The 25,902-nt window shown below is 47.4% G+C and carries 20 protein-coding genes; 13 read left to right on the top strand and 7 right to left on the bottom strand.

Annotated elements, in window-relative coordinates; genetic code table 11:
- Positions 1-124: 124 nt before the first annotated feature.
- From R2Q26_RS11165 to R2Q26_RS11155, 3 genes are all read right to left on the bottom strand, one after another.
- Entirely contained in the window at positions 125-826 is a 702-nt protein-coding gene (locus R2Q26_RS11165) for a hypothetical protein (RefSeq protein ID WP_317536350.1), read from the bottom strand.
- 128 nt (positions 827-954) lie between these two features.
- Positions 955-1,431 carry an HNH endonuclease gene (locus R2Q26_RS11160; RefSeq protein ID WP_317536349.1) on the bottom strand — a complete coding sequence of 159 codons (477 nt, stop codon included), beginning with the start codon at positions 1,429-1,431 and terminating at the stop codon, positions 955-957.
- Positions 1,432-2,015: 584 nt separating this feature from the next.
- Entirely contained in the window at positions 2,016-2,783 is a 768-nt protein-coding gene (locus R2Q26_RS11155; protein ID WP_317536348.1) for a ribonuclease H family protein, read from the bottom strand.
- On the opposite strand from R2Q26_RS11155, the gene R2Q26_RS11150 reads away from it, so the two are divergent.
- Positions 2,755-3,504: a tRNA(His) guanylyltransferase Thg1 family protein gene (locus R2Q26_RS11150; protein WP_317536347.1), complete on the top strand. Its 750-nt coding sequence runs from the start codon at positions 2,755-2,757 to the stop codon at positions 3,502-3,504. The genes R2Q26_RS11155 and R2Q26_RS11150 overlap by 29 nt on opposite strands.
- A 117-nt stretch (positions 3,505-3,621) precedes the next feature.
- A complete protein-coding gene (gene pcm / locus R2Q26_RS11145) occupies positions 3,622-4,320 on the top strand; it encodes a protein-L-isoaspartate O-methyltransferase (protein WP_317536346.1) in 699 nt (232 codons plus the stop codon).
- 52 nt (positions 4,321-4,372) lie between these two features.
- Here pcm and R2Q26_RS11140 read toward each other — a convergent pair whose 3' ends face one another.
- Entirely contained in the window at positions 4,373-4,912 is a 540-nt protein-coding gene (locus tag R2Q26_RS11140; protein WP_317536345.1) for an archaemetzincin family Zn-dependent metalloprotease, read from the bottom strand.
- A 111-nt stretch (positions 4,913-5,023) separates the two neighbouring features.
- Entirely contained in the window at positions 5,024-5,545 is a 522-nt protein-coding gene (locus R2Q26_RS11135; RefSeq protein WP_317536344.1) for an NTPase, read from the bottom strand.
- Positions 5,546-6,265: 720 nt separating this feature from the next.
- Here R2Q26_RS11135 and R2Q26_RS11130 point away from each other — a divergent pair.
- Complete coding sequence (locus R2Q26_RS11130) at positions 6,266-7,717, top strand: sulfite reductase flavoprotein subunit alpha (RefSeq protein ID WP_317536343.1); 1,452 nt, start codon at positions 6,266-6,268, stop codon at positions 7,715-7,717.
- Between the two features lie 54 nt (positions 7,718-7,771).
- A complete protein-coding gene (locus R2Q26_RS11125; protein WP_317536342.1) occupies positions 7,772-9,451 on the top strand; it encodes an NADPH-dependent assimilatory sulfite reductase hemoprotein subunit in 1,680 nt (559 codons plus the stop codon).
- A gap of 142 nt (positions 9,452-9,593) precedes the next feature.
- Here R2Q26_RS11125 and R2Q26_RS11120 read toward each other — a convergent pair whose 3' ends face one another.
- A complete protein-coding gene (locus R2Q26_RS11120; protein ID WP_317536341.1) occupies positions 9,594-11,546 on the bottom strand; it encodes an aconitate hydratase in 1,953 nt (650 codons plus the stop codon).
- Between the two features lie 315 nt (positions 11,547-11,861).
- Between R2Q26_RS11120 and R2Q26_RS11115 the strand changes: the two genes are divergently transcribed.
- The 3 genes from R2Q26_RS11115 to R2Q26_RS11105 all read left to right on the top strand — a co-directional run bounded on the left by R2Q26_RS11115 (position 11,862) and on the right by R2Q26_RS11105 (position 16,674).
- Positions 11,862-12,566 (top strand): N-formylglutamate amidohydrolase, encoded by a 705-nt coding sequence (locus tag R2Q26_RS11115; protein ID WP_317536340.1) that lies wholly within the window; start codon positions 11,862-11,864, stop codon positions 12,564-12,566.
- A 314-nt stretch (positions 12,567-12,880) separates the two neighbouring features.
- The gene (gene relA, locus R2Q26_RS11110) at positions 12,881-15,112 is read left to right on the top strand and encodes a GTP diphosphokinase (protein WP_317536339.1); all 2,232 of its coding nucleotides are present in this window, start codon (positions 12,881-12,883) and stop codon (positions 15,110-15,112) included.
- A 629-nt stretch (positions 15,113-15,741) separates the two neighbouring features.
- On the top strand, positions 15,742-16,674 hold the full coding sequence (locus R2Q26_RS11105; RefSeq protein WP_317536338.1) for a DUF1796 family putative cysteine peptidase: 933 nt from the start codon (positions 15,742-15,744) through the stop codon (positions 16,672-16,674).
- A 525-nt stretch (positions 16,675-17,199) separates the two neighbouring features.
- Here the strand turns inward: R2Q26_RS11105 and R2Q26_RS11100 are convergent.
- On the bottom strand, positions 17,200-17,874 hold the full coding sequence (locus tag R2Q26_RS11100; RefSeq protein ID WP_317536337.1) for a hypothetical protein: 675 nt from the start codon (positions 17,872-17,874) through the stop codon (positions 17,200-17,202).
- A gap of 696 nt (positions 17,875-18,570) precedes the next feature.
- Between R2Q26_RS11100 and R2Q26_RS11095 the strand changes: the two genes are divergently transcribed.
- From R2Q26_RS11095 to R2Q26_RS11070, 6 genes are all read left to right on the top strand, one after another.
- Positions 18,571-19,404: a TIGR04255 family protein gene (locus R2Q26_RS11095; RefSeq protein WP_317536336.1), complete on the top strand. Its 834-nt coding sequence runs from the start codon at positions 18,571-18,573 to the stop codon at positions 19,402-19,404.
- 3 nt (positions 19,405-19,407) lie between these two features.
- Positions 19,408-19,992: a hypothetical protein gene (locus R2Q26_RS11090; RefSeq protein WP_317536335.1), complete on the top strand. Its 585-nt coding sequence runs from the start codon at positions 19,408-19,410 to the stop codon at positions 19,990-19,992.
- Between the two features lie 13 nt (positions 19,993-20,005).
- Positions 20,006-20,599 carry a hypothetical protein gene (locus R2Q26_RS11085; RefSeq protein WP_317536334.1) on the top strand — a complete coding sequence of 198 codons (594 nt, stop codon included), beginning with the start codon at positions 20,006-20,008 and terminating at the stop codon, positions 20,597-20,599.
- Between the two features lie 637 nt (positions 20,600-21,236).
- Positions 21,237-22,541, top strand: coding sequence for a M18 family aminopeptidase (locus tag R2Q26_RS11080; protein WP_317536333.1), 1,305 nt, complete (start codon positions 21,237-21,239; stop codon positions 22,539-22,541).
- 621 nt (positions 22,542-23,162) lie between these two features.
- On the top strand, positions 23,163-25,154 hold the full coding sequence (tkt, locus tag R2Q26_RS11075) for a transketolase (RefSeq protein WP_317536332.1): 1,992 nt from the start codon (positions 23,163-23,165) through the stop codon (positions 25,152-25,154).
- A gap of 212 nt (positions 25,155-25,366) precedes the next feature.
- The gene (locus R2Q26_RS11070) at positions 25,367-25,717 is read left to right on the top strand and encodes a DUF488 domain-containing protein (protein ID WP_317536331.1); all 351 of its coding nucleotides are present in this window, start codon (positions 25,367-25,369) and stop codon (positions 25,715-25,717) included.
- The last annotated feature ends 185 nt before the right edge of the window (positions 25,718-25,902 follow it).

Genomic DNA, 25,902 nt, shown 5'->3' with positions numbered 1-25,902 from the left:
GCATCGATGCGCTCGAGAATCATTTGGTTGGCGCTTTATATGATCTCGAAAATGTTCCTGCTTTAATCAAAAGTATAACCGGCTGGGATTGGATTATTAATGCAGTTTCTAGCGCAAATTAGAATTAGGCTCGTATTATTTTCTGTGAATGCTCGATAAGGCTACCCAAAAAATCAGAAACTCCATTTAAATACCGCTGCATATCCAACTCCATATTCTCGAGATCTTGCCCAATTAATGTTTTGAAAAACTGATATTTAATTAAAGAATCTCCCACAATTGGATCATGCTTAATCGAGTTATTTAACTCTCTGCACTCATCCGCGTTAGTGTAGTTTTCACACAACTCTAAATTAATCCCGCATTCATTAAAATACTTCTTAAAATCGCTCCATCGATAAGGAGGTTTTACATCTTTTTCTAAAACTCCAGAAGTTCTACTTGCATGCCTACGGTATATTTTTGCCATAAACTGTTCAGATATAGCCCACAGGCCAACAACCATCATTTGATCTGTAAATGAATGTATTCTTTTATTCTCAATATCTTTATCCAGGACTGACTGTCGCAATCTGATTCTTGCTAAATCCTCTAACGATTCCTCCCCACTGTTTACCATATATTCTTTTGGGATTTCATTTAATATTTTATTAATACGATCAATTTCAAAGTAGATAATATGATGAATACGGCAAAAATCAAAAAATCTCCATCTGAGTTGAGTAACAATATCAATGTATTGATCAGCAAAAGGTGCTAACGGTATTGGGCCGTTACTATCTCGATAATGTGGATACTGCATATCGGAATATATTGGTTCTCTCAAAAATTTCTCCTAGGGAGCCTAACTGCGAAGCTGACCGGCGCACATGAGGCGAGTGCGCGAAGCGCACGGTAGCACTTGTGTATCCGAGTTGAGCGACCAGTTAGATTCTAGCCACAGTAGCGTGCAACTCATTCGGTCTGCCAATCGATCAATTCGTTGTGACGCCGGATGTACTCTGCAAGTGGCCGGAGCCTGGATAGACGCGGAACGTTCATAGGCTGGTTGTGCAGCTTAATCGTCAAGGCAGCTTCAATTTTTGAATGTTCGCGTCTTGATCCTTTGGGATCCCTATAGACGATCCGGTAGTCAGTCGTGACTGTGAGGTAGGCCTTGTCGAAGAGACGGTGATGCAGCGGATTCAGGAGTAATCCGTTCCTCACGTCCATTCTCTGCTGAGGCGTGGCATAGGCCCATGGAATGATGTGGCACGCATCGAGTGCATCCGGAAATTGAGTGCCAGAAAATGCACAGCGCAATCCGTATGCCTTCCTTACTGCGTCACGGAAGAGAATCTGCTGTATCCCACGGACTCTCACCATCGCATAAATCGTCTCAGCCTCGTCCGGGTTCTGAGTAAGAGTGTCTATCAAGCTTGGGTATGACAAACCTTCCGCCGCAAAGTCAAATGGATTTTGCAATGTCGGCCATCCGAAACTCCATACAGCCTCCAGCCCGCTCTCAAGATCGTTGGGATCGTGGGCAATGAAGCCTGTTCCAGGTCGACCAGACCCATTCACCACAAGGATTGTCAGCGGTGGAAGGCGCGTTTCTAAGCAATAGTCCTGAATCGGACTAAGAACGTATCGAATGGCGCGATGATGGACGCCGATTCTTGAGCCGAGTTCACCATAGGTGATAGTGCTTCGGATCCGGGCAACCGAGATAAGCACTTGCCAAGCCAACCGCGCTCGTTCTGTCTGGTTGATCTCTGGCATCGAGTCTCCTGAATCTAGCTAGAATTAGAACTCCGAAATGACACAATATATTACGTCAAAAATGAAACCTAACACGATAAGCTGCATGCTATTTCTCTAAATTTTATAGAATTGTGTCGACTTGGCTTTCATCATAACAAACTTTGTTAGATCCACAAATATGATAAATAGATCACGAATTTTGGACCAGGTACGTGACAAACTCGAGCTCAGGCTGTATGGCTATCGAGCCAAGCTATCATAGGTTCTTGTAACTAGTGCCTCCGGGGGACACTGGCCGCGCCGCGCACTGCTGCTACTGCAAGTTTGTGGGCTGGCTGGTTATGTCGCCGTGGAATAGGGTAGAGTAAAAAATGGTCCAGGGTAGCGGCAAGCCTGCGTATTTCTGCAAGCCGGTTGTCATTGCGCTGTTCGAGCCATAGCTGAATCAAGCCGTAGTTATCGCAGTAGACCTGTAGCTGTCGCTGATCGTGTTTTAGCGCAGTGTTCATGATTGAAACCACCGCAGTGAGTTCCGCACTAAAGCTATCCGTGGCGTCAATGGCCTGACTGATCCGCGCCACGATTTCACCGCGGTCATCCATCAGGATAGCGCCGATTCCGGCATGTTGTTGTGCCTCAATCTTAGTGTAGCTTCCGTCACACCAGGCGCAGGCCCAACCGCGTGGTGCGGCGGCAGCATAAAGGGTAAGGATCAGGGCGTCGCGTGCTTCCAGTATCAGTTGTCTCTGATAAGGCTGCTGTTTTGCCAAAATGGTGGCCCGCTTGCGCAGCCGCTCGACAAGTTTTTCAACATTATGCGTAGGGATAAGTTGCTGAATCTGGTGGCGATGCGAGGAAGTTGGATTGAGAAGGGCCTGATCCAGAATCGAATTGAGCTGTTGCGCCTGTTGTCGGCGGGTCACATGGGGAAGTGTTATCATGCTATGGTCAATGTCTCCACTTTTAAAGGGAAGGACGATATGAATAATATTATGGCCCCTTGGAGCTGAAATGAAAGCGCAGGAGCTGGAAACGCGCATGCGCGAATATGAATCCTTCCGCTCTGTCCTCATTCGTTCCGATGCGTGGACTGTCATTCGTCTTGATGGCCGCGCCTTTACCCAATTTACCGCTCTGCGCTTTCGTAAACCTTACGATGAACGTCTGCGGGATTTCATAATCGAAGCGACCTCCGCGCTGATGCAGGGTTTTCAAGCGATTTATTGTTATACCTTCAGTGATGAAATTTCTGCTGTTTTCGCGCCTGGCTGGGATTTATTTAACCGGCGACACGAAAAACTGATTTCCCTGTCGGCTGGCCTGGTCAGTTCGGTGTTCACCCATGCCTGCGGTGAGCCATCGCACTTCGACAGCCGCATCTGGCAGTGCGAACGGCGTGAGGAAGTGATTGATTATTTTCGCTGGCGGCAATGTGATGCAGCGCGTTGCGCCCTGCATGGCTGGTGCTACTGGACATTGCGGCAGGCAGGATTAAGCAGTGAAACGGTCGTCGACATGCTGGCTGGCAAGAACAAGGATGAACAAAAAGCGCTGCTCCATCAATATGGCATCGATTTCGACCAAGTCCCCTCGTGGCAACGTCACGGTGTCGGCCTCTATTGGGAAGACTATGCAAAATCAGGGTATGATCCGATTAAGGCGCAAGCGGTAGAGGCAGAACGACGTCGTATTAAAATCCAATTGCAGTTGGTCTCAGGGAAAGCATATAGTCAATTTTTACACGATTTACTGCTCTATTAATTCCATTTCCAAATCAAACACGACGCAAGAGCGGGCCGTAGACAGTATAAACAATACGACATGGAGAAGCTGACAAAGCCAGGTTTGATTTAGAAATGGAATAAGAAGGAGATCATCATGTTGGGTTGGATAGTGCCTCCGCCGGCATCGCCGAGAAAAAGCAAGTCTGAACTGGCCAGAGAAAGAGTCGCTAAAATAGAGTGGCTCGTTAAAAAAGGCTTGCTCAAGTCAGAGCGAATTAAACAGGCCTTGTTAACGGTGCCTAGGGAAGACTTTATTCCAGATCAATACCGAGATCATGCCTATGAGGAAGTGCCATTGCCATTGCCGGGTGAGAACGCAACCATATCCTGTCCCCATAGTTATCCGCTGTTCTATGAACCCCTCGGTTTGGACAAAGGGCATAAATTTCTTGAGATCGGCTTAGGTTCAGGATATGGCACGGCTGTGGCGCGGGAAGTGGTAGGGAAAGAAGGGTTGGTTGTAGCGATGGAAATCGATCCATTGACTTTCGCATTTGCCAAAAGCAATCTGGAAAAGGCAGGTTATAAGGATGTAGTGTTGGTGAATGAAGATGGGGGGTTGGGTTATGCCGCGCTGCAACCTTATGACCGGATCGCTGTCACTGCAGCGTGTACGGAAATTCCGCCGCCGTTAATCGAGCAGTTAAAGGCAGGCGGCAAATTAATTGCACCAGTGATCGAAGGCGAGGAGCAGAATCTCGTGTTGCTGGAAAAAACAACAGCAGGTCTTAAGCGTCACGTCATTTGCCAAGTGTTGTATATTAACTTGCGAGGTCATTATGGCGTGCATTGAAAGGCTATGCATGGCAAAGGGCTCATAGCAACGGTCTTCATGTACCAAAGACTCAGGCGTCATCACGTTCACTATGCTGTTGTGGTAGCTTATTGAATTGCAATATTGCCCGTTCATGACATGTTGGGCAGAAAGTCATACCTTTAATATCTGTGTCATACAGGGAATTGCTGAAGTGCATAACACATTTTGGGTTGGCGCAATGCGACAATCCCAGAGTATGCCCCAATTCATGTACGGCTTCTTTTGCTGCCCGTTCCCGAAAAATCGCGTCATCTGCTGCTTCACGTAGACGACACAGAGAAATCACCGCGGCTCGGCCTGCCAGATCCGCCATCCCGAATACGAAGTTCAGATTTCCTGCATAAAGATCACTGCTGGTGATGCCTAGAACCCGTTGCCCGGGTTGATGCTGTAACAACGCAAGCAAAACCTCGGCATGATATTGTCGACGATCTAGCTGATAAGCTTCTGGCGGCAGGCTTAATGTCCTGCCGATCTTTGCTGCAAAGCCAAGACGCCGCAAGTCTGCGGTCAAGTTAGACAGGTCTTGTGGCAAGACGCCCGCAAATGGTACCAGGGTTACCTGCATAGGAATATCCTTTATAGGTCATTGCATACTCATTCCATTTCTAAATCAAACCTGATTTTGTCGCTTCTCCTTGCCGTATTATTTTTATACTGTCTGCGGCTCACTCTTGCGTCATGTTTGATTTAGAAATGGAATAAGCCAATGGAGTATTTGTTGCGGCAATTTGTCCCGATTATCGTATGTGACTTCCCACATCAATGCATCGGGACGACGTTTAGCCTGCTCAATGAAACCGCTGCCCTTTTTACTGATGGTTGCCACCAGCGGCTTACTACAGTTAAACAGCTTCTCCATGGCCGCTATAAAACTTGAAGATAGGCACTCCATCTTACCGATTTCGTCGACCAGATACAGATCGACATCTGGAGCCAGCGCCAATGCGGAGTTTACCGCTGCATCGATACTGGCAATATCCACGCCATATTTGCCCACCCGATGCACATGAGGAAAATCGGTATGGGCAATGGTTTTTTGCAGTCCGGCAAAGGTTTCCAGGAGGAACCCGCAACGCTCTCCACCCTTGCGTATCTCCCGGGTATAAAAGCCACCAATGCGCTTCTCCCGCAACTGGTCAGCGACTTTGCAGATTACTGTTGTCTTGCCCACGCCAGGCATTCCTGTAATTAATAGCATAAGGTTTTGGGCAAAGGGTTGAATGAGTAAGTCCTCAATTTTCCGAACTAAATCTGGAAAGAAAGCTTTGCTGGTTAATTAATCGTATCGATTGTTGGTTCGTGTCCTACTTCTTTAGGCTCTGTTCTATCCCTTTCGACTTGGTAAACCGCTGGAAAGTTTAGCCCTTTATATAAGTGCGTTCGAAAACGAAATTCTTTGCCCTCATGCCATGTGCTGGCCTCGAATATGACTAGCAGGTAAAAAGGATCTGGCTCATGCTAGCTGAGAGCAGACTGGCTAGAGTTTTATCAAACTCGCCCTGGATAGAGCTGGCTATCTCAAAGTCACCCAAAATAAGGGTATCACGCTCGAATTTGCCCTCAAACCTACGGCTGTCCTTCTTATTTCTATATTCGCAGGTATATTTCGACACCCAAGGGAGAGGGAAGAAAATCGAATCGCGGGTTTTGGATAAAACATTTTTTTGCTAAATCAATGCCTATCGTTATAATCTTAATGTTAAAAGCTCCTATTTGAGTTAGGAGAGTCATTGCATCATTTCTTTGGCATTTTTATGTCGTTGAGGGTAGTGGCATGCCATTACTTCATTCCGAAGGCGGCACTGAATGCGGGCAGTATTTCATAAAGGGAAATCTTATTGGAGCAAAGAATGAGCAATGACTATTTTAATAGTCATCCCAGCGAGTGGGAATGATATGTAAATAGGATGTATAACCCATGCTAACCGAACAACAAAAAGCCTTGTGGGAACAATTGCGACACACGCTAAGCCGGGATCAGGCGATCTGGTTTGCGGGCTATGTGCAAGGGATAGTGCAGCCCGAAGGTGTGGCTGCCACTCTCACCACGCAAAAGAAATTACGCGTATTTTTTGCCACTGAAACCGGCAATTCCAAGATGATCGCGCAGCAAGTGGCCAAACAGGCCAAAGATCATGGCTGGAACGCCTCGCCACAGTCGGTGAAAAAAATTAAGCAAGCCAAAGAATTGCAGGGTGATGAGCCAATTATTTTTATCACTGCGACCCATGGCGAAGGCGAACCGCCGGAACCGGCGCTGGCTTTTTTTGAGCTGCTCCGCCGGTCAGATGTGTCGCTTAAAGGGGTGAAGTACGCCGTGCTCGGACTCGGTGACAGCAGCTACCCCCAATACAACAAAGCTGCCTGCGACCTTGATGCCTATATGGAAAAGCTGGAGGCGGAACGCATTTATGAACGCGGTGAACTGGATGTGGATTTCGCCAGCCATTACCCGCAATGGATAGCGGGGGTATTGTCGGCGCTACCTTCCGCGCAGCCGGCCAGCGTGCCGGTTACTGTAGAGACGGCGGCGCCTGCTGGCAAGGGATATTCCCGGTTGGAACCGGTAGTAGGGCGTGTGAGGGAAATTATCAACCTCAATGATCGCGGTTCTGCCAAGGAAACCTATCATATCGAAATCGAACACGATGAGCCACTAGCCTATGCGCCCGGCGACGTGGCGGGCATTATTCTGCCCCATTTCGCTGAGGGAGTGGACCACCTCACGCCGCGTCTTTATTCCATTGCTTCATCGCCTTTGGCGCATGCCGGCAACATTCACCTGACGGTGGCGCTGGCGTGGCATCGGGGCGAAAGCGACGAGATTGGTTACGGGCTGTGTTCACGCTATTTAGCCGATTTGGAAGTAGGTAATGAAGTGAAATTTTTTATCCAGCGGAACAGCCTGTTCAAACTACCGGACGATGAACGTGACATTATTATGATCGGCCCCGGCACAGGCATAGCGCCGTTTCGCAGTTTTGTCTGGGAACGGGCAGAGCGTGGGGCGAGCGGGCGCAACTGGCTGTTCTTCGGAGAGCAGCATCAACACTGCGATTTTCTCTATCAGTCTGAGTGGATCGACTTTGTGGAGACGGGGGCACTACATAAAATCGACCTCGCCTTCTCCCGCGATCAGGAGCACAAAGTCTATGTCCAGCATTGCCTGAAAGAAAAAGCGAGTGAATTGCTAGAATGGGTAGACGGTGGTGCGGTGATTTATGTCTGCGGAGCAAAAGATCCCATGAGCAAAGACGTGGAGCAAACTCTGCTGGAAATCTTCGCAGCTAAAAAAGGCAGTTACGAAGCTGCACAAGAATTCCTCGACCAATTGCATGATGATAACCGTTATGTGAAAGATGTCTATTGACACAGCCGTTATTCAATCTTTTTCGGTACAACATGATAAGCAATAAAAACGATTATGACTGAACAAAAACTTTCACCTGTTGAAGGCATCAAGACTCGTAGCCGGGGGTTGCGCGGTACACTGGCCGAAGGATTGAAGAATCAGCTTACCGGGCAGCTTTCGGCGGACGATCAGCAGCTCGTCAAGCATCACGGCATCTACCAGCAAGACGATCGCGACCGCCGCAACGAACGCGAGGCAAAAAAGCTGGAACCGGCTTATTCCTTCATGATTCGCCTGCGCCTGCCAGGTGGCGATATCACTCCGCAGCAATGGCTGGGGTTGCAACCGCTACTGAATGAGAACACCACTGGTGTCTTCAAAATTACCACGCGCCAGACTATTCAGGTGCATGGTGTCGTCAAGTCAAAGCTCAAACCCACTTTACAATGGTTTGATAAATATGGGCTCGATACCATAGCCACTTGTGGTGATGTCAATCGCAACGTCATGGCGGGCTCGCATCCTTCCACTTCCCCGTTCCACGAAGAAATCCATGCGTTTGCAGTTAAAATCAGCGAATACTTGCTACCCAAAACCAAGGCTTATACGGAGATATGGTTGGATGGGGAGCGTCTGGACAGGAATGCTGAGCCAGAACCCGACCCGCTCTACCAGAATCGCTATCTGCCGCGCAAATTCAAGGTGGGCATCGCCATTCCACCGCATAATGAGATTGATATTTTCACGCAGGATGTGGGCCTAATTGCCATCGAGGAAAACGGCAGCCTGGCAGGATTCAACGTGACTGTGGGCGGAGGGCTGGGTTGCACTCATGGTAACGCGGCGACCTATCCGCGACTGGCCGATATGATGGGCTTCATCAAGCCGGATCAAGTGCTGGACACGGTGTGGCAGATCGCAGCCGTGCAGCGCGACAACGGCAACCGCACCGATCGCAAACAAGCACGTTTGAAATACACCATTGATCATATGGGGCTGGAAGTATTCAAAGCCGATCTGGAAAGTCGCTTGGGGTTTACGCTGGCTGCACCGCGTAGCTTCGCTTTCAACACCCGTGCCGACTATTATGGCTGGCTGCAAGATCACAGAAATCGCTGGCATTATACGCTGTTCATCGAAAATGGGCGTGTGGTGGACAATCCGGAGTATCGTGCGAAATCAGCGCTGGATGTTATTGCGAGAAGCAATTTATGCAACTTCCGCTTGACCGGTAACCAAAACATCATGCTGCTGAATGTGGCAGCAGAAAATAAGGCGGCGATAGATGAGATTCTAGAAGCGCATGGCATCATTAAAACGCAAGCTGCACTCATGCCCATTCGCACCCATGCCATTGCCTGCGTGGCGCTGCCCACCTGCCCGCTGGCCTTGGCGGAAGGGCAACGTTATCTCCCCGAACTGATTGGTAAGGTGGAGAAGCTGCTGGAAAAATACGAGCTCACACAGGACGAAATCAGTATTCGCCTGACAGGTTGCCCGAATGGTTGTGGTCGCCCTTATGTAGCTGAGATTGGACTGGTGGGGCGCTCAGTGGGGCATTACGATTTGCGGTTGGGCGGCGACCGCCTGGGCTATCGTCTCAATACCCTTTACAAGGAAGGGCTAGATGAATCCAAAATCTTGAGCACACTCGACAGCCTGCTGGCAGACTATGCCCGCGAACGCATGGAGGGCGAAACTTTTGGTGACTATTGTCAGCGGCAACTGTTTACCCAGACAAGTGAAACCTGAAACCGTTGGTCAAGGTTTGATTTAGAAATAAGGGGTTTATATTTTAGAGAAACCCTCAGCCGACCCTTTATTCTCTCTTATTTTTTCCGATTTATTCTCCGATCGAGGGGCGCACAGGAAACGTAGTGATGTTAATGAAGAATCACTTATTGCTGATGCGCCGTTTCAGCCAGTTAATCAGCCCGCCTTCTAAAAGCATTTCGACTTGTCTTTTCGAGAGGGCATGTTCGACCGGAATGCTGTAATTCCTCGTCGTATTTAAGACCATTAATTCCCGACCCTCAGTCACTGCTTTGCGCAGGTTTTTTAGTGACAGGATGTCCCCTTGTTGCAATTCATCATAATCCACTGGTCGTTTCAGGGTAAGCGGCAGTACACCAAAATCGATAAGATTCTGCCAGTGGATGCGGGCGAAGCTTTTGGCGATGACAATCCGCAGGCCGAGAAAATAGGGTGCAAGAGCAGCGTGTTCCCGACTGGAACCCTGGCCATAGTTATTTCCGGCGAGAATGACATGACCCTTAGTGTCACGAATCTCGCGTGCCCGTTTGGGATAAGTGGGGTCGATCCTCTCGAAGGAAAATTCACTGATCTTGGCGATATTGCTGCGGAAAGGAAGCACGCGAGTGCCTGCGGGAAGGATTTCATCGGTGGAGATGTTATCCTTCAATTTGAGCAAGATCGGTAAAGTGAATTCGTCGGAGAGCAGTTCGAAAAGAGGCAGGCCTTGGATATTGGGACCTTTGATCAAATCTATGCTTCGTGCGATTTCTGGTGGCAGCGGCGCCACCAGCATTTCGGTATTGACAAGAGGATGTTCCGGATCGCGGACTCGGGGATAATCCATGCCTAATGTCCGCGGGTCGGTGATTACCCCGGTCAAGGCCGAGGCGGCGGCGGTTTCAGGACTCACCAGATAAACTTGGTCCTCCTGGGTGCCTGAGCGGCCGGGGAAGTTTCGTGGTACCGTTCTCAAGCTGATGCGACCAGTGGCGGGCGCCTGACCCATGCCTATGCAACCGCCGCATCCTGCTTGATGAATCCGCGCTCCGGCATGGATCAGAGACAGGAGATGGCCGTCTTTTACCAGATTTTCCAGGATCTGGCGCGATGTCGGATTGACGTCGAAGGAGACGTCTTCGTGGATTTGCTTTCCCTTGACGATTTCAGCGGGGACGGCAAAGTCGCGATAACCAGGATTTGCCGATGAGCCGATATAAGCCTGATAGATTTTGGCGCCAGCCACCTCCCGGACGGGGACTACGTTGCCGGGACTCGATGGTTTTGCGATCAAGGGCTCCAGAGTGGAGAGGTCGATTTCCTCATCGATATCGTAGCGTGCATCGGCGTCAGCGGTCAGTTCCACCCAGTCGTGCTCCCGGCCTTGTGATTTGAGGAAACGCCGGGCTTCATCGTCGCTGGGAAATACTGTCGTGGTAGCCCCAAGTTCAGCTCCCATATTGGCGATCACATGTCGGTCCATGGCACTCAGGCATCTCAATCCGGGCCCATGATATTCGATAATGCGGTTAACGCCACCGGCGACACCGTGACGGCGTAGCATCTCCAGGATCACATCCTTGGCGCTGACCCAGTCTGGAAGTTCGCCTACCAGGCGGACACCCCAAATCTGCGGCATTTTGAAATAGAAGGGTTTTCCCGCCATGGCGAAAGCCACTTCCAATCCACCGGCGCCAATCGCGAGCATGCCGATGGCGCCGGCTGCAGGTGTGTGGCTGTCTGAGCCGAGCAATGTCTTGCCCGGTTTTCCGAAACGCTCCTGATGTACCGGGTGGCTGACGCCATTTCCCGCTCGGCTGTACCAGAGGCCGTAGCGTTGGCAAGCGCTATGAAGAAAAATATGGTCATCGGCGTTCTTGTAATCTTCCTGAATCAGGTTATGGTCTACATACTGGACCGAAACCTCCGTTTTTACCCGATCCAGTCCCATAGCTTCCAGTTCGAGCATGACCAGAGTGCCAGTGGCATCTTGGGTCAGCGTCTGATCAATGCGGATGCCGATTTCTGAACCTGTAGTTATTTCCCCCTCGATTAGATGCGAGCGGATCAGCTTTTGTGCAAGGTTGTCGCCCATGATCGTCTCCCAAGAAAGATTGTCAAAATCTATGCTTCACATAAATATTAGGCCAAAGAAACTGACGATAGTTTAGTCAAACATACTGTTGCATGATCAAGAAAAATCTGATTTTGCTTAAAACATCATTAAAAATGATGAGTGGAAGAGGTTGCAAAGAGCTTTGTCATGAAGAAAAGTTGTGATTGCGCCGCAGTTAGTGAAGCAGTATATGTCCACTTACCTCTTGCCTGTGCTGATTGCGAGCAGAGTATCTGTTTAATATAAGGACGGTAGTTTTTGGAAATCTGTTAAAGACCAAGCTGAGGAGTAAAATTGGGCTCAACAACTCATTTTGTCATTAGTTGCGAGCATGGTGGTAATCGTATCCCGACTCAGTACCGGCATCTATTTCATGGATTGGAGGTTTTATTGGATAGCCATCGCGGCTATGATCGTGGTGCGTTGCGCATGGCGAAGGATCTGGCTCAATTATTGAATGCTTCCCTGTTTGTTGCGACTACAAGCCGTTTGTTGATCGATCTTAACCGCTCTATTGGCCATCCGCAATTATTTTCCGAAGCGACCAAATATGTATCGGTTAGCATTCGACGCGAGATTCTGACACATTATTATCTGCCTTATCGCACTCAGGTCGAGCAAACTATCGCTGAGTCAATCCGGAGAGGAGAGCGAGTTATCCATATTTCTTCGCATAGTTTTACAGCCGTGCTTGATGGGGAAGTGCGTCACGCTGATATTGGCCTCCTTTATGATCCATCGAGATTGGCTGAACGTGATTTATGCTGCCGCTGGCAGGCAAGCCTCAAAACAAAGGCACCTTATTTAACCATTCGACGTAATTATCCCTATGCAGGTAAGGCTGACGGTTTGACCACCTACTTACGCCGTCAATTTCCAGCGGAAGCCTATTTGGGGATCGAGTTGGAAATCAATCAGAAACATGTCCGCGACAGTGGACAGCATTGGCAGGCGCTGCGTCATTTAGTGCTAGAAACCCTCCATGACGTGATTGGGTGAAGCATTGATTCCTGCCGCTTAGAATAAGCGAAGTAAAAAATAGTATTATCTATTTTTTTAAGGTTGATCTTGTCTTTTGGGCATCTTGAACCTAAAAGAAAAAAATGCTTCTAATTCTCTGATTTTTTGTGCTGATTGTGCTGGGTTAAGTGTTCTTCCTGATCGCGTCATTCGTTGCAGTCATTTTTGATGAAAAGGGATGTTTATTTTTTCAATATGTTTTAAGGTAGTCGGTCAAATCGTGAACAGCATGATGGCGCATTTTCGGGTGACGCTCAAAGCAGCATTTCGATTAGAGGATCAGTAAGCGTTTTATGGTTTCAACACGTAGCAAATCCCTTCAGTCCACCGCAGATTACACCGACACAGAAAACTGGTTGAATGAACTGACCGCACAGTTTGCGTCCGCCGAAATCACACTGCTGCGTCAGGCTTGCGCAATGGCTGTGCCGCTGTATAGCAAGCAGCACACGCTAACCGGTATGCCCTTGCTGCTGCATGCGATAGGCGCGGCATCCATTCTCATTGGTATGCGCATGGATGTCGAAACCGTCACTGCCACCCTACTGCACGCGGTACCTGAGTATCTGGACGACTGGTATGCGCAGGTAGAAAATCAATTCGGCGTCAGCATCGCTGAGCTGGTGAAAGGTATCTCGCGCATGGAACAGATCCGCCAATTCAGCGAAATTGAGCAACTAGATGCATCAGGGGGCAGAGGCGACCAGGCGCAGCAGATCGAGAGCCTGCGCCAAATGTTGCTAGCTATGGTGCAAGATATCCGCGTGGTGCTGATCAAGCTGGCTGAGCGCATGCAGACCATGCGTTATCTCTCCGGTGCCAGCAGTAAATTGCAGCAGCGAATCGCTAGTGAGACGCGCGGTATCTTCGCACCGCTCGCCAACCGGCTGGGCGTGTGGCAGATTAAATGGGAGTTGGAAGATCTCGCGCTGCGCTACTTGGAGCCCCAGCTATACAAAGAAATCGCGCGTCTACTGGACGAGCGGCGCGTAGATCGCGAGCAGTACATCGCCGACGTGGTTGCCCAGCTCAAGCAGGAATTGTTGCAAGCTAATATCAAGGGGGAAGTCAGTGGACGGCCTAAGCACATTCACAGCATTATCAATAAGATGCGCAGGAAGAATCTTGAGTTCAATGAGCTCTACGACATACGTGCAATGCGTATTCTGGTGGACGACATTAAGGACTGCTACGCTGCACTAGGACTGGTGCATCACCTGTGGCAGCCGATTCCCGGCGAGTTTGACGACTACATTGCGCGCTCCAAGAGCAACGGCTACCGCTCGCTGCATACCGCCGTGATCGGTCCACGTGGCTTGGCGCTTGAGGTGCAGATTCGTACCCACGACATGCATCACAACTCTGAGTTGGGCGTAGCTGCACACTGGCGCTACAAGGAGGGCAGCAAGTCGGATAGCAAATTCGACGAGAAAATCGCTTGGTTACGCCAGATTCTGGCGTGGAAGGACGAAGTTAGCGACGGGGGTGATCTGCTTGAGCAATTCAAGAGCGAGCTTTTTCAGGACAAGGTTTTCGTGCTGACACCACAAGGGAAGGTGATCGACCTACCCAAGGGTTCGACGCCTATCGATTTTGCCTACGCTCTGCACACTGACCTCGGCCACCGCACGCGCGGCGCCAAGGTGGACGGCAGAATCGTACCGCTCAACACTCATCTGCTGAATGGTCAGCGTGTAGAAATCCTCACCTCCAAGTTGGGTGCACCTAGCCGCGACTGGCTCAACCCAGCGCTCGGCTATCTGCAGAGCCCGCGCTCACGAGCCAAAGTGCGCTACTGGTTCAAATATCAGAACTTCGAGGAGAATGTGGCAGTCGGCCGCGTCAAACTGGACCGCGAACTCCATAGGGCAGGTGTCGGCAGTATGAATCAGGAGAAGCTGGCACATAAGCTACATTACAACCATCTTGAGGATTTGCTTGCTGCTATCGGCCGTGGCGATGTTAGCGAGCACCAGATTGCCCTTGTCATTCAAGAGGCTACGCCGCCTAAGCCAGCGGAAGCACCCTCGGTCTTTACCACTAAGCACATGCCCCCGCTCAAGGCGCCGTCAGGCATTGTGGTCGAGGGTGTCGGCAATCTGCTTATCAACCTGGCCAAGTGCTGCAAACCGGTGCCGCCGGATGTTATCGTCGGCTATATTACACGCGATCGCGGAATGTCCATTCACCGTCAGACCTGTGCTTTCGTCACTCGTCTGCCAGAAGAACGGCATACCCGCCTACTGCATGCCCACTGGGGTGCTGGCGCAAATCTCGTCACCAGCGTCGATATCGAAGTAGAAGCCCATGACCGCCAGGGCTTACTGCGCGACATCAGCGACCTATTCGTGCGAGAAAAAGTTAATGCCACTAAGGTCAATGCCACCAAAGGCAATACCCAAAGCCGCAGCAACCTGGCGAAAATGCAGTTTTCGCTTGAGATCACCAATCTGGATCAGTTGCAGCGCCTGCTCGCGCTGATTCAACAGGTGCCCGACGTGATTACAGCGCGGCGGCGGGAATAGTGTATGCTTACTCAGTGTATGCACGGTGTAGTCTGTCTGGCACGGCAGGTACTACAGTCTGGTCTCGCTGATCGCGGGACTTCATCCTAAGATGTTTCCTGATAGCAAGAAAAATAAAAATAACAAATCAAATACGGATGATGATGCGCCACATTCCTTGGCTGCTGTGCACATCAATTGCGAGCACGTTTGCTCAAGCAAGTGTTTGAAATCGACAACGAATATTGCTAGCACTGTAGCAGAGCTATCAGTATCATTGTAGCAATCCTGGAGTCCAGCATGATCGCAAAGATTCTAAAGCACCTTGACTTGCTCGCCCGAGCGCTGCCCAGAGTACTTGTACAAATCCACAATCTTTTCGAGCCCACCTGATCCCAAGCTGATTTTCATTTTTATTAATGCGTTTTCTGAATGTACTCAATATTCTGACTAGGTGTCTTGCGTCTGAAAGGCAAAAAGGATCAAAAACCAACACTTTTTGTTGCTGATAAAATGCAAATTTTGTGAGTTTCTGATCGTTTTTCAGTGTGTTTGACACTTCATCCGGTTTCCGATACTTTCACTTTATATGAAAAAGGGTATTTATTTTTTCTATACGCTACGCAAATGATGATCGAGGACAAACCGGAATGCAGGTTTTTCATCCGATAGAAACTATCTTACCCAATAGCGACGATAATCCTTCCTTTCTGCCTGCCCAGAGTAATTGCCTGGCGCCGCTCTGGGCCGGTAGGCAATTTTCGCAAGCGATCTCCTTGGGGAGTTTTTGTCATTCTGCCCAAATCTTGCGGGAAGTCGAATATCGCGCATTTTCAGGTCCTTTCGATTGGATTTTTTCCTCCCCGGGGATTACCGCCCACATCTTGCAAGACGATTTCAACTTGTTTCTGGATCCAGAATACTACGAGCCGGTTCCGCTGGAATTACGGCAGTCACCGGAAGCGATTTCTTGCGATCACCGATTCTATCGGGATAAGTTTGGAGTCCGGTTTATGTTTAACCACCATTCACCGGATTCTGCGAAAGACCATGCTTATTTCAAACGTGCCGTTCAGCGTTTCCGAGCTGCTCTGGCACATTCTCCGCCCCCGTTGCTGTTGATGGTGACTTTCCAACCCTTTCGGCTCAACCGTTTTGATCCGATTCTTCGGGCTCTCAATGGTTTTGGTCAAAATTATGGTGTCTTGGTGGTTCGATTTGTTGTCTCCGAAAATGGAATGGAGAAGGATCCTAAAACAAGCGGCCATATCAAGGTAATCCATCACGACGAAACTGTGCTTACCGTTGAACTGCAAGTCAGTAAACAATCGGATGGTGTCTGTTTTCCCAATGCGGAGGACAATCGGCGGTTTTTTGATCTGATCAAAAGCTTCAGGGTTACCCTGCATCCCTTCCCGCAAGGAAATTTTCTTGTTCAATCGGATTTCGACGATGCCTGGTATCTGAGCCAAAATCCGGACGTGGCCGAAGCGGTCAAAGTAGGTATGTTCGCCTCAGGTTGGGAGCATTATCAGCAGCACGGAAAACGGGAAGGGCGTCCGGGTAAATATATCGACTTGTGATCGTTCAAACCCGTCACCAGTGCGGAGGATGTAATCCTTAATGCATCTTTTATGCTGCTTACCCAAGCGGATACCGCCTCGATCGCCTGGAAAGGTCTACGAACTTTTTAAACTTGCCGGATTTTAAATCGCATCCCTGTTTCCAGTTCTTTTTACTTCCGGGTTTCCTCGTTGCTAATTTTTTAATATCCCATAAAACAAATTTTTTGATCGCATAGCGTTTTGTAATCCAATCAAAACGGTAAGCTTGATTTATAAACCGACAATTTCTTAATTGCTCGGCTTAGGTTAGCTACAGACACCTAATATTTAAATACTACCTGAATAGTTTCTGACTAAGCAGTCTGTTTGGTTTGGGAAAATTGAGACTTGATTGTTTATAGACTAACGCAAGCGTCAATCCTTATCCTTGAATGAGGAGATTATTCCTGCTAATAAAGTTTCCCCGCTGTACATAGCGGGGAATCAAACCTAAAGAGATCAATAAAGATCCCTACATGAGTAGGGGAAATACAATACTACTGATTAATAACTGCTACCAGCATCATCCGATTTTTCTTTTAACTTACTAGTAGCTTCTTCCATTTCCTCTTTGGCTTCTTCAGAAGCCTCATCCGTCGTATTCTTCAAGCTTTCGACAGTTTCATCCATTTTTTCACCTGCTTGCTCAGCAGTTTCTTCAATAGCCTCACCAATGTCATCAATTTTTGCTGCAGCTTTTTCTTCTAATGGACTGCCAGTTTCTTCCATTTTCTCTGCGGCTTCTTCAGAAGTTTTGTCTAAAGTATCTTTCAAGCTTTCTACAATTTCATCTATTTTTTTGCCTGCTTGTTCAGCAGTTTCAGCAACAGCCTCACCAATTTCATCAAATTTTTCTGCAGTTTTTTCTTTTAACGAACTGCCGGTTTCTTTCATTTTTTCTGCAGCTTCTTCAGCAGTTTTGTCTATAGTATCTTTCAGGCTTTTCACAGTTTCGTCTATTTTTTCGCCTGCCTGTTCAGCGGGACCTTTGGAAGTATCACCAATTTCTTCAATTTTCTTAGTAGTTTTCTCAACAGCTTCATCAATAGTTTCTTTACTGCTTTCTATAGACTCGTCCATTTTTTTACCCATTTGCTCTGCAGTTCCTTCTTGTTTTGAGCAGCCTGTAAAAAGAGCAGTAAGAACAACAAGGGATAGCAATAAAAATAATTTGTTCATCAAATATCTCCTGTAAAAATGAACAGAAAGGGTTTATAGGGTGCTACTTTTGAATTTTTAAAAGATTCTGTTGGATGAAGTTTATTCGTTCAATACATCTTTCCTGTCGACGGCAAAAAATGGCGTGGCTGCGTGGAATATGAAGTCGATTTATTTATACATATTTTCTAGCTACTTATTTTTATTTTACTTGATTTGTTCAGCGCGTAGGGCGTATTCCTTAATGCGCCGCATGTGCTGTACACCACAGACCTCGATGTGGTGTAAAGGTTCGGTACTCGATCTTAGCGTTCATCCGGTACAATGGGTTTGCGTTATACGCGTGCTGCTTACCAAGGTATACTGCCTCGATCACCTGGAAAGTCCTACGAATTTTTTGAACTTGCTGGGTTTTAAATCGCTTCCCTGTTCCCTGCTCTTTCTATTTCTGAGTTCCCTCGTTACGTATCTTGCGTCTAAAAGGCAAAAATGCTTCTCGTTGCTAACTTTATAATACTCCATAAAACAAAATTTTTTGATCGCTCAGTAGCGTGTTTGACTAAATATCTGGCTTTACGTATAGTTAAAAAAGTATTTGTTTTTCTTATACACAATTTCAACTTATTGAATTAATGATAACTTTGAAAGTCATATATGAAAGCCTTTGCATGATAACCTTAGGTTGTGCAAATTTTAAGTAATTGTTATAAATAATTTATGAACCTAGATTACTTAATTCCAATTGCCAAATCGCATGCGATTCAGAGCGTTGTGTTTGCTTTGGAATGGCAAGGAGAATTGACAGATCACGCTTTGACTGAGATCCAAAAACTTGCCCCAGAACTAAAATCTCATTTTCCAGAGGCTGCTGTTCAAAAAGTGGTTAAGATCAACATTGGACCAAGATTTAACAATACCCAGTCTGATCAGCAGGTTGGAGGTGACCAGCTTGGCGGTATGACATTTCAGCGAAAAGGAAAATTTGGTAATGTTGTTAGCCAGCTCAATGTTTCACGTTCTAATTTTTTAATTATAATTAATGAATATGACAGATGGGCACCGACACTTGAAGTCGTTATGCGTTATATCAAAATAGTGTTACCTGCGATACTGAAGGAAAAGTCGATAAGCATTATCGCGCTTCAGTATACTGATATGTTTACTTGGAAAGATAATCCGGAAAATTTGAATTTACGTGAGGTCTTTACTGATAATTCTCCCTATCTTGCTCCAAACGTGTTTGATCAAAAGGGTTTGTGGCATTGCCACCACGGATATGTAATACAACAACTAGCAGATGATCTGGATGGAAGTTGTTTGGACAATGTAAATGTTAATACAGTTGACAATTTAGGTGACCGAGAAATTCATATTACTACTACTCATAAATTTACGTTAAATAGCCCATTGAGATTAGCAACCAAAACGTATTTACAATCAATTAGAAAAGTTCAAGATGTGTTGCATGTTCATAATAAAGACATTTTGAGAAGCTTATTGACCCAGGAAGTCTGCAAAAAGATTCATTTAGTAGACAAAATTGGAGAGTAAAGAATGGAACTGCTATCGACTGTTGCACTTTTGGCATCTTTGTCTTTGCCAGCAACTGCTATACCAAATTGGAGTTCTGATAAAACAAAAAAACATGAGCGACTTGTAACTTCAATAATAAGTAAAGAGCTTTATTGTGAGAATACAATAAAGGGATCGACCATTGCTGATTTCACCATACCGCATAACGAAGAAATTCCTGTTATAAATACCGCTAGCGATGTTTTTTCCCAATTAGACGGTTATTCTGAATTAGAGCCGGGTTGGGATGGGCCTGATAGTGTAACACCCTCATCAATCGATATTAAATTAGCTATTGATTTTGTTGCTTCGATTCCAGCTATTTTTCCACTGCCAAAAGCGATGGTTTCTAGCGATGGCACGATTGGCTTGTATTGGGATGATACATTCATGTATATCGATATCCAGTTTGAATCCGATCACACACTTTCAATGTTTTCTCGCGATCGGTCAACGGGAAAAGAAAGATTTATCGATTCGATAGACGTGGCAACTGTCAATTCTAGTTGGTTTTTTGACACATTAGGTGAGTTGTTGAGCCCAGTGGGGAATACGCTCTCTGCATAGATTTTGATAGTACATGAAGTGTATTGATTTTTTCTCACAACATTGTGGAAATACGCAAATATGCAAACTTCTTCAAGATATTCAACAAGATAAACTCCTCAGATGGGAGCTTGAAGTCGCGAGTGAGCACTCGCCCGGTCCTGTTAGTAATGATGAGTTTTTGTATCGTCAAATTTTGAGTCCTATTCATTATGACAAAGAAACAAACACTTTAACCCCTACGGCATTTGATGATGCATCAAACAAAGGTATGTCAGTAAACCGCTTGAAATACACATCTGAAGAGCAAATTATTCAAATTGCGAATAATCGAGTTGAGAATCATAATAAGCTTAATCCAGATAGACCACCACGATCATTTGCTGGTGCTATTCGATTTGCTTGTAAAGATATTCGCGATATAACTGTTTTGTCAGAGGAAGATGGGAGACCTGTTAGAGGCTATGCTGTCTATGACATCGCTTATGAAAATGATCGATCACATGCTGACGTTTGTCAGATTGTGAAAAAGAAAGCTCACGCGCGAAGTGTTCGGCTAAGTATTCGAGATTTGGCGAATAAATTTCTCGCAGAAAATTCTTTTCTAACCGAAACTGGATATACTTAATGCCAAAAGTGAGCAATGTTCTGCATCATTGGCATTTCGCACAAATTAATGACAACTAAAGGCCGAGAGCAAACCTGTCTTGTTTAATTATGCAAGAGATTGCTAGAATTCTTGGAAATCTTGGCTTGGCTACTCTGACCCAATCTCGATTACTTGGAAACACTTACGGATTCTTCGAACTTACTTAGCTGCTCATTACATTTCTGAACTGACATTTCTTATTAAGTATCCTAAAGATAAAAATGCCTCTCATTGCTAGTTTATTGATGCAACTTAAAACGCATTCCTTGTTAATTTCTTAGCAGCATGTTTGATTAAGTTTTCAGCTTTATGTTAAGTTAAAAAAGTGTTTGTTTCTAATATAAGTATTTGAATAGAATTATCCTATTTTCCTCAGTTGAAATCTCTTAATTGTTCAAGAATCCTATAGATTAAGGTATTTTGGGAGATTCTTAGTATCACTAGTTGGGTTAGATTTTAATGAAATAATCAAAATCAGCTGAAAGCGTTGCCATACTTCAGTTTGGTTATGGCAACTAAGGGGGCAGTTAATATTTTTAACCAGAAGCCGTTTGCAGTATTAGGTTTCAGCTGTTCTCATCATAAAATTCAACAGAGGAATTTAAGATTATAAATCATGACTGCTCAACAGTACGCGCAGCATTTACTAAATTTCATCGACAACAGCCCGAGCCCATGGCATGCGGTTGCCTCAATCGAAGCAGCGATTAAGGCACTTCAGTTTGTCCAGCTCGACGAAACTGCTAAATGGCAATTGCAAGCGGGCGGGCGATATTACGTAGTGCGCGATGATTCATCAATCGTGTTGTTTGTGCTAGGACACAAAGCGCCTGCCGAAGCGGGTTTTAAGATTGTCGGCGCGCATACCGACTCGCCGGGATTACGGATCAGGCCAAATGCCGCGACCGTAAGCGATGGTCTCGGTCGACTTGGTGTCGAGATTTATGGTGGGCCGATCCTCGCGACCTTTACTGATCGTGATTTGAGCTTGGCCGGGCGGGTCAGCTATGTCGATGGGCAGGGAAATCTCGCGTATAAACTGGTGCGCTTCGAGCGGCCGCTGTTGCGTCTACCGAATCTGGCGATTCACATGAACCGTGGGGTCAATGAAGACGGCCTGAAGCTGCATAAACAAAATGAATTGCCACTGCTGCTCACGCAATTGACCAGCGATCAACTGCCCCAGCCTTATTTTCTGGCGCTGCTGGCACAGGCGACAGGCATCAGTGCCTCGCAAGTACTATCCTGGGATCTGGCAGTCTACGATACCCAAAAAGGCACGCTCTGGGGTGGAAATCAGGAATTTTACGCCAACAGCCAGATCGATAATCTGGCCTCTTGCCACGCTGGGCTGCTCGCCTTGCTAGATGAGACCGTGCTGAGTCATGCTGAAAGTACCCTGGTCTGCGCGTTTTTTGATCATGAAGAAATCGGCAGCGAAAGCCATATCGGCGCTGCTGGCAGCTTCTTAACTGATGTATTGCAGCGGATCAGTTTCGCGATATCCCCGGATCGCGAGGACACTGCGCGCGCACTGGCTCACAGCTTTTTGATTAGCGCGGATATGGCTCACGCCTATCACCCCAACTTTCCTTCGGCCTATGACGCGGATCATAAAGTATTCGTCAACAAAGGCCCGGTGATCAAATCCAATGCGAACCGCCGCTATAGCTCCGAAAGTGTCTCCATTGCGTGCTTCATTCGTTGGTGCGAGAAAGCCGGTATTCCTTATCAACGCTACTCTCACCGCTCAGATCTGCCCTGCGGCAGCACGATCGGGCCGATTACCTCGGCGAAGCTTGGCATACGCAGTGTCGATGTCGGTTGCCCGATGTGGGCGATGCATAGCATCCGGGAAAGCGCTGGCGTGCAGGATCATGAGTATATGATCAAGGTGCTGAAGCAGTTTTTTATCGATTAGAGCTATAAGCTGTCCCTCTTGCACGTTACTATTCGAATATTTATGCTGCAAAGCACAAGTAATTCCATTCCTAAATCAAAGATGACACGAAGGTGAGCCGCAGACAGTATAAATAATACGGCAAGGTGAAGCCGACAAAGTTAGGTTTGATTTAGAAATGGAATAAGTGATGATGGCGCTGAAAATACCTTATTTAAAATGTAAAAAGGTACCTGAACTTTTGATGCATGAGGTAGCTTGAGTCAAAAAAGAATTCTTGATCGCTTGCCAATCATGATTATTCCTATGTGTTTGCACGTATTTTCTTAACTAGCGTATCTCGATAATCTATTGAAACATCAGAGTTTAATAAAAGGGGACTATTATTCTTATTTCCCGTGAGTTACATTATGTTTGTAGTCTGCAGTCACCAGCTTCGCCAATGCAGTCAAGCCATACATCGTTATTCTCGCCAGCGCGATTGTAGGCTTACTTGAATTAATTGGCATAATAAGACCGGACGTGCAGCACATCCTTCAAGCTGCCGTCGCTTAGCATCAGAATATCAAAACTGGGGTTGGTGTTGATGTGAGCCATCATAGGTGTGATGCTGCTCACCAGAATGGTCCTAAAGGAGGTTGTGTGAATTCTCTAGATAAACTTTGCATCAATACTCTGCGTTTTCTGGCTGTCGATGCCGTTGAGCGCGCACATTCTGGTCATCCGGGGCTTCCATTAGGTGCAGCGCCCATGGCTTACGTTCTTTGGACACGCTTTCTTCGGCACAATCCGCGAAATCCTTCATGGCTAAACCGTGATCGTTTCTTGTTGTCGGCTGGACACGGCTCCGCATTGCTCTACGCGCTCTTGCACACAACGGGATATGATCTTTCACTCGACGACCTGAAGCATTTTAGGCAATGGGGATCGAAGACACCAGGGCACCCGGAATATGGCAAAACTCCTGGGGTGGAAGCGACAACCGGTCCGCTGGGGCAGGGGTTCGCAATGGGAATAGGGATGGCTCTCGCAGAGCGTCATTTGAGCAGTTGTTTCAATCGGCCAGGTTTCCCGCTTATCGATCACTACACTTATGCCATCGTATCGGATGGAGATCTGATGGAAGGTATTTCCTCCGAAGCGGCTTCGCTGGCAGGAACCTTAGGCCTAGGTAAACTGATTTACCTGTACGACAACAATCATATATCTCTTGAGGGTGACACCGATCTGGTATTTACCGAGAGTGTTCAGCACCGCTTCGAGGCATATGGATGGCATGTGCTGTCGGTTGCCAATGGCAATGACATTGACGCCATCGAACAAGCTATCAACGCCGCACGTAGCGAATTGTCTCGGCCCTCCCTGCTCTTGATTCGAACGCATGTGGGTTATGGAAGCCCAAAGCAAGACACCGCCAGTGCACACGGCGAGCCGCTCGGTGAGGAGGCATTGAAAGCGACAAAGAAAAATTTCGGATGGCCCTTGGAGCCGGAATTCTATATTCCTAAAGAAGCACAAGCGCATTTTCAAACAGCAATAACGAAGGGTGCCAACTGGGAGAAGGAATGGAATGAGATGCTCGATGCTTACCAGAAAGAGCATTCGGCTCTGGCGGTTACATTTCGCCGCTTGTTGCAGCGGGAGCTGCCGAACGGCTGGAACGAGAATCTTCCTTCTTTTTCGACAAAAGAAGGCCAGATTGCCACACGAGACGCCTCCGGAAAGATCCTGAATGTACTCGCGGAAAAGTTACCCGTATTAATCGGAGGTTCAGCAGATCTTAATCCATCCACGAAGACCACGCTGATGGGCTATGGCGACTTTGGTTTTGATCAGTTCTGTGGCCGCAATATCCACTTCGGTGTCCGCGAGCATGCGATGGGGGCAATCGTCAATGGCATGGCGCTTCATGGCGCAGTCTTGCCGTACGGCGCGACGTTCTTGATTTTCTCTGATTATATGCGTCCACCAATACGGTTGGCTGCGCTGATGCAGACTCATTCCATATTTATTTTTACTCACGACAGTATTGGTCTTGGCGAGGATGGTCCCACGCATCAGCCTGTGGAACAACTAGCCAGTCTTCGTGCTATCCCGGGTTTTATCGTCATGCGCCCGGCTGATGCCAACGAGACTCGTGCGTGCTGGCAAGTTGCCGTATCTCATCGCGGCCCTGTGGCGCTGGTACTGAGTCGACAAAAGTTGCCCGTTCTTGATCCAAGCTGCTATCCCATTGTATCCGGTGTGCAGCGAGGAGCCTATATTCTTGCGGAGGCGCAGGCAGCTCGGCCGGATTTGATACTGATCGGAACAGGCTCTGAAGTTTCTCTCATCTTGCAAGCTCGCGAGATGTTGATTGAAAAGAATGTGCAATCGCGCGTGGTTTCGATGCCATCCTGGGAGTTGTTCGATGCACAGCCACGCGAGTATCGGGAAAGCGTCTTGACGCCTGGAATACCTAAGCTTGCGGTTGAAGCTGCTGCACCTTTTGGCTGGTGCAAATATGTCGGTGATTCTGGTGATATCATCAGCGTGAATCGATTTGGCGCTTCGGCTCCAGGCGAAACCGTGATGCATGAGCTTGGATTCAGTGTTGAAAATGTGGTTGCGCGAGCGATGGCGTTGTTATCGTGAACTACACTTACTTTGGGAAACCATATGCCGTGGCGCATATGCAGCTTCCAGTGCATGATGACGTTCTATAGGATGGTGCTCTAGAGTATTCTGTGAATTGCAGGGTGAGAATGTTGAGGTATTCTGTGGAGTTTTGAAAAATTGATCTGCTGTCTGAGCAGGCGGCTTATGACCAACTGTTTTCTTTGTGCACAATCATGTGAGATTGAGAAATGATCAAGTTGAAGCGTGTATATGATGCAGCAGAAACCGCTGATGGTCTACGCTTTCTCGTGGAGCGTCTGTGGCCGCGGGGTATCAAGAAGACCGACTTGAAAATGGACGAATGGTTGAAGGATATTGGACCTAGCGATGATCTACGCCGCTGGTTTGCTCACGATCCGAAGAAATGGGATGATTTTCGTAAACGGTACTTCGCTGAATTAGATTCCAAGCAAGGACTCTGGAAATCCCTTGTTACCGCTGCTCATCATGGAACAGTCACATTGATCTACAGTTCGCGAGATACTAATCACAATAATGCCGTAGCATTGAAAGAGTATCTCGAAGAAAAGATGAAATGACAGACTTTGAGCGATTATAACAACGTCGCCTGAGAAAGCTCGGGATGAAAGGCTCGCATTCTTGCTTGTTCCGGTTTTATCCTTTGGTCTGACTCTCACTTTCTTGAGTAAAACAATAATGCTATGTCCCCTTTGGTCAACGGTGGGCGTCGTTGTTGAGAGGCATGGTGTCATTTAGTACTATA

The sequence above is a fragment of the Nitrosomonas sp. Is37 genome, from assembly GCF_033063275.1.
In the GTDB taxonomy this organism is placed as follows: domain Bacteria; phylum Pseudomonadota; class Gammaproteobacteria; order Burkholderiales; family Nitrosomonadaceae; genus Nitrosomonas.
This window is presented reverse-complemented; position numbering and strand designations above follow the sequence as displayed.